Source organism: Mesorhizobium sp. WSM3859 (assembly GCF_002295065.1).
In the GTDB taxonomy this organism is placed as follows: domain Bacteria; phylum Pseudomonadota; class Alphaproteobacteria; order Rhizobiales; family Rhizobiaceae; genus Mesorhizobium.
On sequence record NZ_NSGG01000003.1, the window covers coordinates 415,373 to 431,188 of the forward strand.

Genomic DNA, 15,816 nt, shown 5'->3' on the forward strand with positions numbered 1-15,816 from the left:
CCTATCTTCTTGTTTTTGCGCAATCCCGGACGGAAACCGCTTCACGCTTTTCCCGGGATTGCTCGGTGCGTTTGTTCCCTGATTGCCAGAACTTGGCACGGATCACGGTTTTTTGTCCAGCCATTTTGAATGAATGTTCAACAAATGATGTTGCGTTTTCGCGTTGATGCGCTAGGCTTTGGCAGCATTCTGGATTGATCCACATCGGCATTTGGGGTTGAAGATCCGATGATCGAGACGGCTGACGCCGAGCCGGAATATGACGACTCCGCCATCCGCTTCCTGGAAGCGCTATGGGGCGAGGGCTATCTGTCGCCGGGCGGTCCCGACGAGGTCGACCGCGTCGTCGAAGGCGTGTCGCTCAAGGGCAAGACGATCCTCGATATCGGCTGCGGCGCCGGCGGCATCACACTGCATCTGGTGGCAACGCACGGCGCGGCTCGAGCTACCGGCTTCGACCTGGAAAGGCCGGTGATTGGGACGGCGAGGCGAGGGGCGATCAGGCAAGGCCTCGAGGACCGCGTCAGTTTCGTCCAGGCGCCGCCGGGGCCGCTACCTTTCACCGATGCCTCCTTCGACGTCGTCTTCTCCAAGGACGCGCTTTTGCATGTGCCGGACAAGAACGCGCTGTTCGCCGAAATCTTCCGTGTGCTGAAGCCCGGCGGGGTCTTTGCCGCGTCGAACTGGATGATCGGGCATGACGGCGAACCGTCGCCTGAGATGAAGGCCTATGTCGCGGCCGAGGAACTCTCCTTCACCATGGCCTCGCCGGCGCGCTATGCCGAAGCGATGCGGAGGGCCGGCTTCACCGACATCACGGTTCGCGACCGCAATCCATGGTACCGCGAGGTCGCGCGCGAAGAGCTTTCGCGGCTCAAGGGGCCGCTCTACGCGCAGGCCGCGGCAGCGGTCGGCGCGGCCTATGTCGACAAGAACATCAGGACCTGGGAGGCAATGCAGAAGGTGCTTGACAGTGGCGAGCACCGCCCCACTCATCTGCGCGGTTGGAAGCCGGTTGGATAGCCGGCGATGCTGGAGACCGTCACACCCATGAAGACTGAGGCGAGCGATGCTCTCTCCGAAACGGCGCAAAAAGGCGATGCCGAAAAACGCGGGCGCAAGGCCTCGAAAGAGGTCCGGCAGCTGCAGCTGATCGAGGCGACGATCGATTCCCTGGCCAAGCGCGGCTATGCCGAAACGACGATGGCCGACGTGGCCGACGGCGCGGGCCTGTCGCGCGGCATCGTCAACTTCCATTTCGAGAGCAAGGAAAAGCTGCTGATCGCCACGCTGCAGCACATGTATGACGAGTATTCGGCGCATTGGCGCACGGCCTTGCAGAAGGCGGGCGACGATCCGGCGCGGCAGCTGCAGCATCTGGTGTGGGCCGATTTCGACCGCGCGATCTGCAACAAGCGCAAGCTCGCCGCCTGGCTCGCCTTCTGGGGCGAGGCCAAGTCGCGGCCGACCTACCAGGCGCTGAGCAGCTCGCGCGACAATTACTACCAGCAGGTCTTCATCGATCTTTGCGCGACGCTCAAAGAAAGCGGCGGCTACAGCTATGACCCCCAGGTCATCGCGCTTGCGCTCAGCGCCATGCTCGAGGGCCTGTGGCTGCGGCTGATGATGGGGACGGAGGACACCACGCGAGAGACCGCATTGCAGGCGGCGAACGCGTTCTTGGCCGCCGCCTTCCCGAAACACTATGGCCAGCAATAGCCGGGGTTAACAACAACCGGCCAGCAAGACCGGCAGACCAAAAGAGGATGGAGCAAGCATGAAAAAACTCAGCCGTCGCCTGACACTGACATTGGCGCTTGGGAGCGCGCTCGCGGCTTCGGCGGCGGCGTTCGCCGTTGCCGCCGACAAGGACCTGATCGTGTTCGACTGGTCCGGCTACGAGGATCCGAGCTTCCATGGCAAATATGTCGAGAAGAACGGCGACTCGCCGACCTTCGCCTTCTTCGGCGACGAGGACGAGGCGTTCGAAAAGATCCGCTCCGGCTTCAAGTCCGATCTTGGCCATCCCTGTTCGCAGAGCGTGGTGAAGTGGCGCGAGGCCGGGCTCTTGCAGCCGCTCGACTCCTCGAAGATCGCTGGCTGGAAAGACCTCAATCCCGGCATCATGGCGATGAAGGACCTCGCCACCACGCCCGACGGCAAGGCCTGGTTCATGCCTTGGGACTGGGGCGATACCCAACTCACCTACAATTCCGACAAGATCGCCGAAAAGGACGTGCAGTCGCTGAAGGCCTTCGCCGATCCGAAATACAAGGGCAGGGTCTCGATCGGCGACAATGTGGACGACGCCTATGCCCTGGCCAGCCTCGCCATCGGGCTCAAGGACTGGACCAAGATGACTGACGACCAGTTCAAACAGGCGTCCGACTTCCTGCGCCAGGTGCACAAGAATGTCCGCTCCTACTGGACCGACACCACCGACATCGTGCAGCTGCTCTCGGGCGGCGAAGTCGATCTCGCCTGGGCCTGGAACGACGCCACCGTGCAGTCGGCCGCAGCGGGCGTGCCGATCAAGTCCAGGAAGGACACCGACGAAGGCATCTCGACCTGGGTCTGCGGCTACGTGCTGTTCAAGGACGCGCCCGGCAACATCGACAAAGCCTATGACTATCTCAATGCCGTCAACGATCCGGAAGTCGCCAAGGTGCTGGTCAAGGACTGGGGCTACGGCCAGGCCAACGCCAAGGGCATGGCGGGCGTCGACCCGGCGATCCTGAAGGAAAAGGGCTACGACAACGTGGAAAAATGGGTCGACAAGACGCTGTTCCAGCAGCCGCTGCCGTCGGAGCTCAAGTTGAAGATGATCGCCGAGTTCGAGAAGATCAAAGCCGGCTATTGAGTGCTTTTTCGTGGCCCCGGTTTTCTCGTGGAACGAGAACAGGGCAATCGCTTAGGTTCAAATTTGCCCATAGCTTTTCGAACGTTGGCGCCGCCCCTCACCTGCCTGCCGGCATCCTCTCCCCGGATAGTGACGGGGAGAGGGGCGCTCCCATCGATGGTTTCGCCAATTTCGAACGTTGCAAGTAAGGCGCCGAGGTTGCGGCCAGCCCCTTCTCCCCGTCACTATACGGGGAGAAGTGCCCGGCAGGGCGATGAGGGGCAACGCCGACTTCGAAAATTATTGGATTTGACCCCAAGTTGGAGGCTGTCATCGGTTCGAAGCTATTGGTTGGACGCGACCCAGGCGGGCTCGCCAAAGCCCGGGAATTCTCCTAACCTCTCCCCGATATGCCCGCGATGGGGGAGTTTCTCGCGCCATGAAATCCATGCTTCGCCGCCTTGTCCTTGCTGCTGTCGTCACCGTCGGCACGGGCACCGCCTATGCGCTTGCGGAAGGCGGCGGCGACCTGGTCGTCTTCGACTGGTCCGGCTACGAGGACCCGCTTCTGCATCCGGCCTACACCGCCAAACATGGCGCGGAGCCGACCTTCTCCTTCTTCGGCGACGAGGACGAGGCGTTCGAGAAGATGCGCGCCGGCTTCAAGGCCGATATCGCGCATCCCTGCTCGCAAAGCGTGGTGAAATGGCGCGAGGCCGGGTTGCTGCAGCCGCTCGACACCTCGAGGATCGCCGGTTGGAAGGACCTCAATCCCGGCATCATGGCGATGAAGGACCTCGCCACCACCGCCGACGGCAAGGCCTGGTTCATGCCCTTCGACTGGGGCAACACCTCGCTGCTCTACCGCACCGACAAGGTGACGGCGGATGAGGCGCAGTCGCTGAAGATCTTCGCCGACCCGAAGTTCAAGGGCCGCGTCACCATCGGCGACAATGTCGACGACGCCTATGCGCTGGCGAGCCTGGTCATCGGGCTGAAGGACTGGACCAAGATGACCGACGAGCAGTTCAGCCAAGCCTCCGCTTTCCTGCGCGACGTGCACAAGAATGTCCGCTTCTACTGGACCGACGACACCGATCTCAACCAGGCCTTCACGGGCAACGAAGTCGACCTGGTCTGGGGCTGGAACGAGACCTATGTGACGCTGAAGGGGCAGGGCCTGCCGATCGCCATGAACCGCGACACCAAGGAAGGCATCTCGACCTGGGTGTGCGGTTATGTGCTGCTCAAGGATGCGCCGGGCAAGCTCGACCAGGCCTATGATTTTCTGAGCGCCGTCAACGCGCCGGGTGTTTCGGAGTATATGGTGAAGACCTTCGGCTACGGGCACGGCAACAGCGGCGGCATGGCGGCGATGGACCAGAAGCTGCTCAGCGACCGCGGCTTCGACAATCTCGACAAGTTCCTCGACAAGACGCTGTTCCAGCAGCCGGTTGCGCCGGACCTCAAGCAGCGCATGGTCGCGGAGTTCGAGAAGATCAAGGCCGGCTATTGAGCAGCATCATTGAAAGAACCGACGTCGTCATCGTCGGCGCCGGCTTCACCGGCCTGTCCGCCGCTCTCGAATCGAAGCGCGCCGGTATCGATTTCCTTGTGCTGGAGGCGCGAGACCGCGTCGGCGGCAGGGTGGAGGCTGTCCGCAACGGGCTCGGCGAGCTGATCGACAGCGGTGGCCAGTTCCTGTGCGTGGATATGCCCCAAGTGATGGCGCTGGCCAAGGCGCGCGGCAAGACTTTCGTCGAGACCTATATCGAAGGCGAGTTCATCACCCATCCGTCGATGACGCCGGCGCGGGCGGAGCGGACCTATCATGTCTCGATGGCGATCCGCGAGCGTATGAACCGGATCGATCCGGGCGATCCGGCGATTGCCGGGCTGACCGTAGCCGATTGGCTGGAACGCCAGCACGATGAGCCTGACGCCAAGGCCGCTTTTCGCTCGCTGGTCGAGGGCCTGTGGTGCCTGGCGGCGGACAAAGTGCCGCTCTGGTACCTGATCGACAATGACCGCCGCATCACCAACGAGGTGTTCGAGCTGCAGTATTTTCTGGGCGACACGATGCAGTCGCTGGCCGACGATCTTGCCGGCGACCTCGCCGACCGGTTGCGGCTCGGCGAAGCCGCGACGCGGATCGAGCATGGGCCGCAAGGCGTTCGCGTCGTGTCGGCCCGCGGGGTCATCGAAGCGCGCGAGGTTCTGATCGCGCTGCCGCCGGCGACGGCCGCCAAGCTCGACTTTGCGCCTGCCCTGCCTGCCGAGCTTGCAAGCGCGCTCGGCGTCTGGGAGAGCGGCGCGGTGATCAAGATCCTGGTGCGCTACGCAAAGCCGTTCTGGCGCGAGCGGGGCCTGTGCGGCATGGTCATGTGGCGCGACCAGCCGGGGCTGTTTGCCTGCGACGCCAGCAAGGATGCCGATCACGCGGCGCTTGTGGTGTTTGTCGGCGGGCCGCTGGCGCTGCGCTGGCATCCACTCGGCGAGGCGGCATTGCAGGCGGAAATCACCGCGAGGCTTGTCCAGGCGCTCGGCCCGCAGGCCGCCGACATCGTCGATTTCAGCGCGCGTGACTGGACGCATGACCGCTGGAGCGGTGGCGCCTATAGCGATCTCATCATCGATGTCACGGCGCGCGATGCCGAGCGTGTGATCCTCGCCGGCGCGCCGCCGGTCCATTTCGCCGCTTCGGAAATCTCGCCGTCTTTCCCGGGCTATGTCGAAGGCGCGATCGTCGCCGGGCGCGTCGCTGCTGGCAAGATTCAGTCGGCCATCGCCACCAGGGCCTCGGGATCGTAGGCGAGGCGGATCGGCGCGCCGACCGGAATGTCGTCGGCGCCGAAATCGTTGGTCTCGGTCACCGAGAGCGGTTTTTCGAGCCCCGGTATCTCGACGATCAGATGGGTGATCTCGCCGAAATAGTGGCGCTCCACCACCTTGCCCGCCACCTCGAATTTCGCCGACGCATTGTCCCACAGAACGCGCAGGCGTTCCGGACGGATGCCAAGCGTCGCCGCGCCGCCATTGCGCACGAAAGCCTTCGGCTTGTCGGTCCTGACGCGGCCGAAGCCCAGCGTGTCGAGCAGCAGTGAAGCGCCGTTCTCCTCGACGATCTCGGCCTTGACGAAGTTCATGCCGCCGAGGAAGTCGGCGACCTGGCGATTGACCGGGCGCTGGTAGATCTCCTTGGGCGAGGCGACCTGCGCGATGCGGCCGCCGAACATCACGGCGATGCGGTCCGACATCGCCAAAGCCTCGTACTGGTCGTGGGTGACCAATACGAAGGTGATGCCGACCGCCTGCTGCAAGCGGCGCAGTTCGACCTGCATCTGCCCGCGCAATTTCTTGTCGAGCGCCGAAAGTGGCTCGTCGAGCAGCAGCACCTTGGGCCGCATCACCAGCGCGCGGGCAAGCGCGACACGCTGGCGCTGGCCGCCGGAGAGCTCGGTCGCGCGTCGCTTGCCGAGGCCGGTCAGCGAGACCTGCGCCAGCGCCTCCTCGACGCGGCGCTTTTCCTCGCCGGCCGCCAGCTTCAGACGCTTCAGCCCATAGGCGACGTTCTGCTCGACATTGAGATGCGGGAAGATCGCGTAGCTCTGGAAGACCATGTTGGTCGGCCGTCGGTTGGCGGGGATGCCGTCCATCGGCTGGCCGTCGACGGCGATCAAGCCGCTGGTCGGCGTGTCGAAGCCGGCGATCATGCGCAACAGCGTGGTCTTGCCGCAGCCCGAGGGCCCGAGCAGCGAGAAGAACTCGCCTTCGCGGATCGCCAGCGAGGCGTTGTCCAGCGCCTTGAACGATCCGTAGCTGCGGGTGACGTCGCGGATGTCGATCATGGTGCGATCCGATTGGATACGCTCGGATTGGACGCGCTCAAGCATAGAGGCCTCCCTCGTTCTGGGTGCGTCTCGCCGCGCGGCGGCGCAGGATTTCGGCAATCGTCATCAGCACGAAGGATGCGAAAAGCAGCAAGGTGCCGAGCGCCAGCACGCCGGGAAGCTTGGCCGCGAAGCGCAACTGGCCCCAGATGTAGATCGGCAGTGTCGCCTCGGTGCCGGTGAGGAAGAAGGCGATGATGAATTCGTCAAGCGAGATGGTGAAGCAGACCAGCAGGCTGGAGATGATCGCCGGCGCGACCATCGGCAGCGTCACGCGCCGGAAGGTGCCGAAGGCGCTCTCGCCGAGATCGGCGGAAGCCTCCTCCAGGCTGCGGTCGAAACCCTCGAAGCCGGAGGTCAGCACGGTCATCGAATAGGGGATGCAGACCAGAACATGGCCGAGCACCACGGTGAGCAGCGACAGGCTGAGGCCCAGCTGCAGCATGACCAGCAGCATCGAGATTGCGACGATCACTTCCGGCAGCACCAGCGGCGCCATGATCAGCCCGTTGATGGCGCGGCGGCCCGGGTAGCGGTAGCGGGTGATCGAGCGGGCGGCGAGGATGCCCAGCACCGTCGACAGGATCGAGGCGGAGACGCCGACGATCAGGCTGTTCCAGGTCGCGTCGATCAGCGCCGGCGTTTTCGGCAGGTCCTCGTACCAGTGTAAGGTCACGCCCGAGAGCGGGAATTTCGGTGTCGCCGCCGTGTTGATCGAGAAGATCGGCAGGAAGATCACCGGCAGATAAAGGAACAGGATGTAGAGCGTGGCGTAGCTCGACAGCCATCCAGGCAGAAAACGTCTTGTCGCTGTCATCGTGCCAGCCTCTGCAAGGCGCGGATGACCAGCACGGTGGCGCCAGCCATCAGCGAGACGATGATCATCGTGGTGACGGAGAGCGCGGCGCCCAGCGGCCAATTCGACGCCTTGCCGAACTGCGCCTGGATGGTGTTGGCGATCATGACGCCGTCCTTGCCGCCGACAAGCTTCGGCGTGACATAGTCGCCGACGGTCGGGATCATGACGATCAGCGCCGCCGATATGACGCCGGGCGCGGACAGCGGCAGGGTCACGCGCAGGAAAGAGCGCAGCGGCCCGTCGCCGAGGTCGGTTGCCGCTTCGACCAGGGTTCGGTCGACCTTCTCCAGCGAAACGAAGATCGGCAGGATGGCGAAGGTCGCCCAGGCATGGGTGAGCGTGATGATAACGGCGGTGGAATTATAGAGCAGCGCGTCCGACGGCTCGCTGATGATGCCAAGGCCCATCAGACCGGAATTCAAGACGCCATTGTAGCCGAGGATCACCTTCCACGACATCACACGCAGCAGGTAGCTCGTCCAGAACGGGATGGTGATGAGGAACAGCCACAGACTCTTGTGGCGGCCGCCATGGAAGGAAATGAAATAGGCGATCGGGTAGGCGAGCGCCACCGTCAACAGGCTAACCGTCAGCGAGATGTAAAGCGAGCGCCAGAGCAGGTCGCGGTAGATCGGCTCGGTCAGCGCGATCCGATAATTCTCCAGCGTGAAGGTGTGGTCGATGGTGAGGTAGTTCTGCGTCCAGAAAGAATGGGCGATGACGACCAGGATCGGCAGGACGAGAAGAATAAGGGCGTAGACGAAGGTGGGACTGATCAGGGCAAAGCCCTGAACGGCTTCCGATTGCAGAAGGGGATTTCGTCTGGCCCCCGCTATGCGCAACGGGGGCGACCCTTCCGCGGCAACCGTCATTGCAGCGCTCCAGGCGTGACTTCGGTAGCTGGCTCGGACTGTCCCGCCATGCGGCCTTCCCATTCTACCGCCGGCTGCCTGTTCCCGATTTATGCTTGAAGCGCGATGGCTCCCTGGCTTGCCGACATTCTTTCATCATGAGCGCATCCGCCGATTGAAATCAAGCGCTATTTCTGCAATATTGATTGAACGAACATTCAAAATGAAGTGCTGAAAAGCCGAATTTCCCTGGTTTTCCGCGCTGTTTGATGTGCGGCAAATTTCTGCAACCCGATGATGTGAGGCGAAGATGGCGGCTCAAAGCAAGGTCAACGCGAACGAATTGATCGAGCCCGGCGACGACAACGCGGTCGAGCTCGCCAAGCGCCATCTCGTCCAGCCTTGGCCCTTTGCCGGCTCGGTCGGCGCCGAGGCGCGCACGCTGATCGGCGAGGGCGACGGCATCTACATCACCGACGCCGCGGGCAAGCGGCTGATCGACGGCCCGGCCGGCATGTGGTGCATCAATGTCGGGCATCGCCGCGAGGAGCTGGCCAAGGCCATGTACGACCAGGCGATGGCGCTCTCCTACAACACGCCCTGGTATACGATGAACGCGCCCTCGGTCGAACTCGCGCGGCGCATTGCCGATGCCGCGCCCGGCGACCTCAGCCACACCTTCTTCACCACCGGCGGCTCGTCGGCGGTGGAGACGGCGCTGCGCTTCATGCAGTTCTACAACAATGTGCGCGGACGGCCGGAGAAAAAGCTGATCCTCAGCCGCGGCGGCGCCTATCACGGTTCGACCTATCTCTCGGCCTCGCTCAACGGCCGTCCGCGCGATCACGACTGGATGGACGGCGCAAGCGATCTGGTGATCAAGCTCTCCTCGCCCGATCCGTTCCGCCGGCCGAAGGGCATGAGCGTTGCAGCCTTCACCGACTTCCTGGTCGACCAGTTCCGCGACACGATCGCGCGCGTCGGCGCGGAGCGCATCGGCGCCTTTGTCGGCGAGCCGGTGCAGGCTTCCGGAGGCGTCATCGTGCCGCCGGACGGGTGTCTGAAGCGCATCCGCGAGATCTGCCGCGACAATGGCATCCTCTATGTCTCGGACGAGGTGGTCACCGGCTTCGGACGGCTCGGGCATGTGTTTGCCTCGGGTGACGTGTTCGGCATCGATCCGGACATGATCACCTTCGCCAAGGGCGTCACGTCAGGCTATTTCCCGCTCGGCGGCGTCATCATCTCGAAACGGCTGCTGGAAGAACTGCGCCGCTCCAACCATCCGGACGCGATGTTCGGCCATGGCCTCACCTACACCAGCCACCCGATCGGCTGCGCGGTGGCGCTGAAGAACCTCGACCTGCTGGAAGAGGGCGTACTTCAACACACGCGCGAGATCGCGCCCTATTTCCAGGCGCGGTTGAAGACGCTGGAAGAGCTGCCGCTGGTCGGCGAGGTGCGCGGCCTCGGCCTGATGGCTTGCGTCGAATGCGTCGCCGACCGCGAAAGCAAGGACCCGCTGCAGCTCGACAAGAATGTCGGCAAACGCATCGACGCGCATTGCCACGAACTCGGCCTTCTGGTGCGGCCGCTGATCAACATGTGCGTGATGTCGCCGCCGCTGATCATCACCAAGGAGCAGGTCGACGACATGGTGGCAATCCTGCGCGAGGGGATTTCGCGGACGATGGATGATTTGAGGAAAGAAGGGGTGTGGCACGGGTGATTAGCTCTTCCTTCTCCCCGTTTCACGGGGAGAAGGTGCCGGCAGGCGGATGAGGGGCGGCGCCGACGTTGGCGGCTGGCCGCGCCGAATGAATTTATCCGTATGAGGTGATGATCTCACCAGGCGGCGCAGCGCGGGCTTACGATATTTTAGTCGAAGATAGCTTTCTGAGCTTGCGGGCAGCCAATCGCGGGACGCCGGCGCTGCCCCTCATCCGCCCTTCGGCACCTTCTCCCCGTGGAACGGGGAGAAGGCAGAGCTCATCCCCTCGACCTCAGCGCGTCGTTCAATCCCCACATGTCCTTTTCCTCTGGCGCCGTCTCCAGGTTCAGCACCGGGACCTGCCTGCGCAAATGGTCGTGGTGGGTGCGCACGCCATACTCCAAATCCGACAAGTAGAAGCCTTCAAAAGCCTCCGACAGCATGGATTCGTTCGACCAGACCGAAAGCTGTACGTCCTCGTTCATCGTGTCGCGGTCGATGCGGTAGGCGAGATAGCGCGCCGCCGCCTGTTCGCGGGTCTCGTCCTTGTAGCGGTAGATGGCGCCGCGCAGCAGCGTCTCGCCGGTGGACAATGGGAACTCCTGATAGAATTGCACGGATTCCGGCATGATCGACAACGCGTTGTTGGGGAAGATGCCGTAGTAGATCCAGGCCTTGCGCAGATGCTCCGGCAGATGCGTGGCCTCAGGCGCAAGCTTGATGTACTCGCGCACGCTCCAGCGCCGGCCGGCATGCGGATTGTAGGTGGCGAAGGACCGCGACACGCCGTTGATGAAGGGCTCGTCGAAATAGGTCGCGCCGTAGAGGTCCTGCAGCGCCGGATGAGCCATGGCGACGTGGTAGCCTTCATTGTCGACGTCGCGCACCGACTTCCAGTTGACTGGCGATTTCTGGGTCCAGATGCCCCAGGACGGCACCATATCGGCGATGTTGTAATGCGCCATCTCGGCTTCGATGGGCTTCAAGAGTTCGGCCACCGAAGGCTGCGGGCCGCCCTTGCGGAAGCGGGTGAAGATGAAGCCCATCCAGATTTCGACATCGAGCGGCATCAGGCCGAATTCGGTCTTGTCGAGCTCGGGGAAGGAGCGCGGACGGGCAGCGCCGCGCAGCGTGCCGTCGAGATTGTAGACCCAGCCGTGGAATGGGCACACCAGCGCGTTCTTGCAGCTGCCCTGGCTGTCGGCCACGACGCGGCTGCCGCGGTGGCGGCACATGTTGTTGAAGGCGCGCACGACGCCGTCCTTGCCGCGCACGATCAGCGCGCGCTCGCCGATGACGTCCATGGTCAGATAGTCGCCTGGATTCGGCACGTCGGAGACATGGCCGGCGATCTGCCAGTGATCGCGGAAGACGTATTCCTTCTCGAGCTCGAGAAGGGCGTTGGAGTGATAACTCCACCCCGGCAAACCCCGCCGGTCCCAATCATTGGGGATCGCCACGTCACGGAGGTGCGGGTTCATCGGAATGCTCTTCTTTTGTTGAATACTCATTCAATATAGACATATTTATCATTGAAACGCAACGGTTTGCGGAAATATGGAAATTCCGTGGCGGCAGGTTCTACCTCGCCTGGACCGGAAAAATCCCGGGAAATCCGGGCCTTAATCGGGGAAGCGGAACAGCGATTGTGAGCGCGCACAGCGGTCTCGAAGAAGGCCCGTCTCGATGGATTGCGAGGCGGGCGGCAACGCCGCCGAGGTGGCTGATCCCGGCAGGCTTGTGTGAGGTCGTTTACAGTCGGCCGGCCGCGACAGGTGGCATTATCTGCGTCGACCAGCTTCGAACCAAGGAATGGTTGCGGCAGGGCGAGAATGCCGAGCGCTGTTTCAATCCTGTTACAGAGTCGGCCGCAGCCAATATCCTGTTGTTACCCGGTGCAATTAAGTTCGTTTCATAGCCAAAAAGAAAGATAATGAAGGGACCGACCGATGTTTGCGAAAGTTCATGCCGCCGATACCAATCGCCGTCTGCATGGCCCGGAGCGCAATGATCGCCGGCCGAAGCTTGCGCTGCGTCAGCGCGCCAACGACCATCCGATGGCGATGTTCATGCTGATTGCCGCCTGCGCCTTCGTCGGCATGCTGGCCGCGCCTGCTTCCGGTCCGGCCTTCGCTTCTATCAACCCGCCGGCCAATGTCGTGGAAGGCGCGCAGACCACGCTCAAGACCGCCCGCCTGCCGGAAAGCGCAATCGACTTTGCCTGCAAGGGCCAGAATTGGGGCGCCGAGAGCATCGACTGCCTGCGCGCCATCGCCCAGCAGTCAGGCCAGCACCGCGAGCGCGCTGTGCGCATGATCGCCAACGCCGCGCCGCTCACCAGCACGCCGAACATTTTTTAAGACCTCCCCAGAGCGCTCCCTCCTGCGCTCAAGTCAGGCTCCCGCCGCTGAAGTCGGTCGGGAGCCTCTTTTTTTCGGCTCCGTCGATATTCAGGTGAGCCCGGCCTGCGAAGAGTGGCTTCCTGCGCTTCCGGTGCTCACGTACTTTAAGTACGCTCCGCTCCGGTTCTCGGAAGCCACCCTTCTCGGCTCGGCCTGACCTGAATCTCGACAAAGCCGACGGCGTGCGAACCCAGAGTTCGGCCCGCCTCAGCGATCTTGGCTCAGTTTTGGGCGCCGTTGTCGGCTGCGGTTGCGGCTTCGTCGGCGACGGCCGACAGGATGCCGCGGACGTCGAGCGTCGAGAAGGGCTTTTCCAGAATGTGCGGGCGCTGCGGTGGCGGCAGCGCTTCGATCTCCGCCTTGGCGCCGATCAGATCGCCGGTCACCAGCACGAAGCGCTTTGCCAGCGCCGGCTTCTCAGTAAGCAGTTGACGGTAGATCGCGATGCCGCTGGTGCCCGGCATGCGCAGGTCGGAAAAGACAATGTCCGGCGGCATATGGCCGGTGAGCACATCGGCGGCAGAGGTCCAGCTTGCCACGACACGCGACTTAAGGCCCATCAGTTCCAGAATGTCCGAAAGCGAACCCGCAACGTCGGGCTCGTCGTCGATGATCAAAGCATGGCGCAACCCGCTCGACCGCGCCGGACCTTCGCCGGGCGCGGCGCCGGCACTCGTGATCGCCGGCAATTGCACGACGAAGCGCGCGCCCTGCGGCACGACCTCCTCGAACCAGATGTTGCCGTTGTGGCGCTCGACGATCGACTTCGAGATCGACAGGCCGATGCCGGTGCCAACCCCGACCGGCTTGGTGGTGAAATAGGATTCGAAGATGCGCGCGCGGATCGCCTCGGGAATGCCCGGCCCGTTGTCCTCGACGGAGAAGCCCGGATTGGCCCGCTCGTTGCGGAAGGTCCGCACCTTGATGATCCGCTCGCCGGTGACGCCGGCGAGCGCATGCTGGCTGTTGATGAGAAAGTTGGCCGCCACCTGCGTGATATGGTCGGCGTCGGCCATGGCAAGCAGCGGCCCGTTGGCAAAGTCGGTGTCGATGATGATGCCGCTGGAGCGCGCGCCATAGGCGGTGACTTCGAGCGCCGAGCGCATTACCTGGTTGAGATCGGTCTCGGCCTGCTCGGTCGGGTGCAGCCGCACCATCGACAGGAAGCTCTTGACGATGCGGCCGCAGCGCTCGGCGGCCGCGCGCACCTTCTCGGCCCGCACCTTGGTCTGCGGGTCGCCGGCGAATTCGTGCAGCAGCGTCGACTGCGCCACCACCACCGCCAGCGGATTGTTGAGCTCGTGCGAGACCCCGGCGAGCAGCGAGCCCATCGCCGCCATCTTCTCGTTCTGATGCAGCTTCTCGCGCTGGCGGTTGATCTCTTCCTCGGCCTGCAGCTTTTCGCGCAGGTCGCGGATCGAGCCGAAGATCAGGCGGCGGTCGGCAACGCGCATCTCCGTCGCCGTCAGCTCGATCGGGAAGATCTCGCCGACGGCGTTCTGGGTGACGGTCTCCAGGCGCTGGCCGACCATCGCCGCGCCGCGGCCGGCCATGTATTCGGCACCCGAGGCATAGCCCTTGCGGTAATATATCGGAACGATGGTATCGAGCAGGTCCTTGCCGAGTATGGCGCTGCGCTGGAAGCCGAACATCTTCTCTGCGGCCGGATTGAACTCGATGATCGAACCCGTCTCGTCGATGACGATGATGGCGTCGAGCGAGGCCTGCAGCATGGTGCGGCGAATCACCTCGCTGGCATGCGCCTCCGACGGCGAGCGCTCGATGGCGTCGCCGATCGCCAGGGCGATGATGTGCAGCGTCGCTTCTTCCTCATCCGTCCATGCGCGCTCGGCGACGCAGTCGTTGATGGCCAGCGTGCCCCAAAGGTGGCCATGCGCGAAAACCGAGACGGACAGGAACGACTTGATGTTCTGCTTCTCGAAATCGGTGCGCAGGAAACCGTCGAGGTCGCGGGTGTGGCCGGAGAAGATCTTGCCCTGCCGCTCGTCTTCCTGCAGGCGCTCCAGCAAGGAATCCGAGTTAATGATCGACTGCATGATCACCGTGGGCGACGCAAGTTCGCCGCCGAAATCCGGGTCGATCCAATAAGCGGCGACGGACTGGGCGAAGCCTTCGCCGGGCAATTCACGCAGCCGGAAGAGGATGCCGCGCTGGCAATCCATCTTGCGGCACATCGTCGCCAATATATCGTCCATCTCGCGCTGCCAGTCGCCTGCCTCGCGCAGGCGGCGCACGACGTGGACGGCCGCCATCGCGGCACCGCCCGGGCGCGAGCTATGCGTATCGCTGCGAGCTGCATCAGCAGTCATGGTCATTCCAGGCCCGGACGTCGGTGGTTCAGAGCATCCCCGTTCCGACGGAAACGGCAAACTGCTCTGTCGCTTTGTTTTGACGCAATTCCGGACGGAAGGCTACGGCTAAGGTGCCGAGCCCGGCCATTTCACGCCATTCCCGGAATGCTCAGTTCGCGTCGCCGCTCGGCAGCGAGAAGATATAGCCTTCGCCGCGCACCGTGCGCAGGAATTTCGGATTGGCGGGGTCGGCCTCGATCTTTTTTCGCAGCCGCATGATGCGGATGTCGACCGCGCGCGAGGATTCCGGATCCTCGACGAAGCCGATGGCTTCCGAAATCGCCGCCCGCGTCAGCAGCCGGTTGGCCCGGGTGAGGAAAACCTCGAGCACGTCGAACTCGCTCTTCGCCATCTCGATCACCGCGCCATTGGCGGCAGTGACCAGCCTGCCGTCGAAATCGGCCTGGAAGCCGCCGAAATTCATGAAGCGACGATTGCCGGTTTCGGCCTTCGCGGCTTGCGGCTCGGCCGGCTGCGGCACGCGGCGCAAAACGCTGCGCACCCGCGCCAGCACCTCGCGCAATTCATACGGCTTGACGATGTAGTCGTCGGCGCCGAGCTCCAGCCCGACAATGCGGTCGAGTGCGGTGCCGGCGGCGGTGGCATAGATGATGCCGATCTGCGTTTTCGAGCGCAGCCAGCGGCCGAGCGACAGTCCGTCCTCGCCGGGCATGGCGATGTCGAGGATGGCGAGGTGAAAGGGCTGCGCTTCGAACAGCGCGCGCGCCGCCACGGCATTCTCGGCCGTCACGACGTCATAGCCGCTGGCGCCGAGATACTCGGCCACGGCTTCCCTCAGATCCGGTTCGTCCTCGACGACGATGATGCGTGCCTTCACTACGCGCTCGCTCCCGCTTTCAGCGGAAAGTAGATTGGGTATAAACATGATGTC

At 63.4% G+C, this 15,816-nt stretch carries 13 protein-coding genes; 7 read left to right on the top strand and 6 right to left on the bottom strand.

Features of this window, described 5'->3' with window-relative positions:
- Positions 1–228 precede the first annotated feature (228 nt).
- The 5 genes from CK230_RS08935 to CK230_RS08960 all read left to right on the top strand — a co-directional run bounded on the left by CK230_RS08935 (position 229) and on the right by CK230_RS08960 (position 5,650).
- Positions 229–1,023 (top strand): methyltransferase domain-containing protein, encoded by a 795-nt coding sequence (locus CK230_RS08935; protein ID WP_095816799.1) that lies wholly within the window; start codon positions 229–231, stop codon positions 1,021–1,023.
- Between the two features lie 6 nt (positions 1,024–1,029).
- Complete coding sequence (gene betI, locus CK230_RS08940) at positions 1,030–1,719, top strand: transcriptional regulator BetI (protein WP_095816800.1); 690 nt, start codon at positions 1,030–1,032, stop codon at positions 1,717–1,719.
- 58 nt (positions 1,720–1,777) lie between these two features.
- Positions 1,778–2,860: an ABC transporter substrate-binding protein gene (locus CK230_RS08945; RefSeq protein ID WP_095816801.1), complete on the top strand. Its 1,083-nt coding sequence runs from the start codon at positions 1,778–1,780 to the stop codon at positions 2,858–2,860.
- A gap of 418 nt (positions 2,861–3,278) precedes the next feature.
- Positions 3,279–4,355 (top strand): extracellular solute-binding protein, encoded by a 1,077-nt coding sequence (locus tag CK230_RS08955; RefSeq protein WP_095816802.1) that lies wholly within the window; start codon positions 3,279–3,281, stop codon positions 4,353–4,355.
- Entirely contained in the window at positions 4,352–5,650 is a 1,299-nt protein-coding gene (locus CK230_RS08960) for a flavin monoamine oxidase family protein (protein ID WP_095816803.1), read from the top strand. Before CK230_RS08955 ends, CK230_RS08960 begins: the two co-directional genes overlap by 4 nt.
- Here CK230_RS08960 and CK230_RS08965 read toward each other — a convergent pair.
- From CK230_RS08965 to CK230_RS08975, 3 genes are read right to left on the bottom strand one after another with little or no spacing between them, the layout of a single operon-like run.
- Positions 5,614–6,687 (bottom strand): ABC transporter ATP-binding protein, encoded by a 1,074-nt coding sequence (locus CK230_RS08965; protein ID WP_095816996.1) that lies wholly within the window; start codon positions 6,685–6,687, stop codon positions 5,614–5,616. The genes CK230_RS08960 and CK230_RS08965 overlap by 37 nt on opposite strands.
- Before the next feature lie 37 nt (positions 6,688–6,724).
- Positions 6,725–7,546 carry an ABC transporter permease gene (locus CK230_RS08970; protein ID WP_095816804.1) on the bottom strand — a complete coding sequence of 274 codons (822 nt, stop codon included), beginning with the start codon at positions 7,544–7,546 and terminating at the stop codon, positions 6,725–6,727.
- Positions 7,543–8,460 (bottom strand): ABC transporter permease, encoded by a 918-nt coding sequence (locus CK230_RS08975; RefSeq protein WP_095816805.1) that lies wholly within the window; start codon positions 8,458–8,460, stop codon positions 7,543–7,545. The genes CK230_RS08970 and CK230_RS08975 overlap by 4 nt, the downstream gene beginning before the upstream one ends.
- A gap of 289 nt (positions 8,461–8,749) precedes the next feature.
- Here CK230_RS08975 and CK230_RS08980 point away from each other — a divergent pair, with 289 nt between their 5' ends.
- The gene (locus tag CK230_RS08980) at positions 8,750–10,168 is read left to right on the top strand and encodes an aminotransferase (protein ID WP_095816806.1); all 1,419 of its coding nucleotides are present in this window, start codon (positions 8,750–8,752) and stop codon (positions 10,166–10,168) included.
- Between the two features lie 260 nt (positions 10,169–10,428).
- Here the strand turns inward: CK230_RS08980 and CK230_RS08985 are convergent, their stop codons facing one another.
- Positions 10,429–11,631, bottom strand: coding sequence for an aromatic ring-hydroxylating dioxygenase subunit alpha (locus CK230_RS08985; protein ID WP_095816807.1), 1,203 nt, complete (start codon positions 11,629–11,631; stop codon positions 10,429–10,431).
- Between the two features lie 468 nt (positions 11,632–12,099).
- Here CK230_RS08985 and CK230_RS08990 point away from each other — a divergent pair, with 468 nt between their 5' ends.
- Positions 12,100–12,510: a hypothetical protein gene (locus tag CK230_RS08990; protein ID WP_095816808.1), complete on the top strand. Its 411-nt coding sequence runs from the start codon at positions 12,100–12,102 to the stop codon at positions 12,508–12,510.
- A 263-nt stretch (positions 12,511–12,773) separates the two neighbouring features.
- On the opposite strand, the gene CK230_RS08995 is transcribed toward CK230_RS08990, so the two are convergent.
- Complete coding sequence (locus tag CK230_RS08995) at positions 12,774–14,882, bottom strand: ATP-binding protein (protein WP_245429863.1); 2,109 nt, start codon at positions 14,880–14,882, stop codon at positions 12,774–12,776.
- Between the two features lie 151 nt (positions 14,883–15,033).
- Positions 15,034–15,762, bottom strand: a complete 729-nt coding sequence (locus CK230_RS09000) for a response regulator transcription factor (RefSeq protein WP_245429864.1) — start codon at positions 15,760–15,762, stop codon at positions 15,034–15,036.
- Positions 15,763–15,816: the final 54 nt, after the last annotated feature.

Excerpts from the sequence above, each read along its gene's own strand:
- CK230_RS08935 (WP_095816799.1), top strand. The coding sequence starts at position 229 with ATGATCGAGACGGCTGACGCCGAGCCGGAATATGACGACTCCGCCATC.
- betI (WP_095816800.1), top strand. The coding sequence starts at position 1,030 with ATGCTGGAGACCGTCACACCCATGAAGACTGAGGCGAGCGATGCTCTC.
- CK230_RS08945 (WP_095816801.1), top strand. The coding sequence starts at position 1,778 with ATGAAAAAACTCAGCCGTCGCCTGACACTGACATTGGCGCTTGGGAGC.
- CK230_RS08955 (WP_095816802.1), top strand. The coding sequence starts at position 3,279 with ATGAAATCCATGCTTCGCCGCCTTGTCCTTGCTGCTGTCGTCACCGTC.
- CK230_RS08965 (WP_095816996.1), bottom strand. The coding sequence starts at position 6,687 with ATGATCGACATCCGCGACGTCACCCGCAGCTACGGATCGTTCAAGGCG.
- CK230_RS08970 (WP_095816804.1), bottom strand. The coding sequence starts at position 7,546 with ATGACAGCGACAAGACGTTTTCTGCCTGGATGGCTGTCGAGCTACGCC.
- CK230_RS08975 (WP_095816805.1), bottom strand. The coding sequence starts at position 8,460 with ATGACGGTTGCCGCGGAAGGGTCGCCCCCGTTGCGCATAGCGGGGGCC.
- CK230_RS08980 (WP_095816806.1), top strand. The coding sequence starts at position 8,750 with ATGGCGGCTCAAAGCAAGGTCAACGCGAACGAATTGATCGAGCCCGGC.
- CK230_RS08985 (WP_095816807.1), bottom strand. The coding sequence starts at position 11,631 with ATGAACCCGCACCTCCGTGACGTGGCGATCCCCAATGATTGGGACCGG.
- CK230_RS08990 (WP_095816808.1), top strand. The coding sequence starts at position 12,100 with ATGTTTGCGAAAGTTCATGCCGCCGATACCAATCGCCGTCTGCATGGC.
- CK230_RS08995 (WP_245429863.1), bottom strand. The coding sequence starts at position 14,882 with ATGACTGCTGATGCAGCTCGCAGCGATACGCATAGCTCGCGCCCGGGC.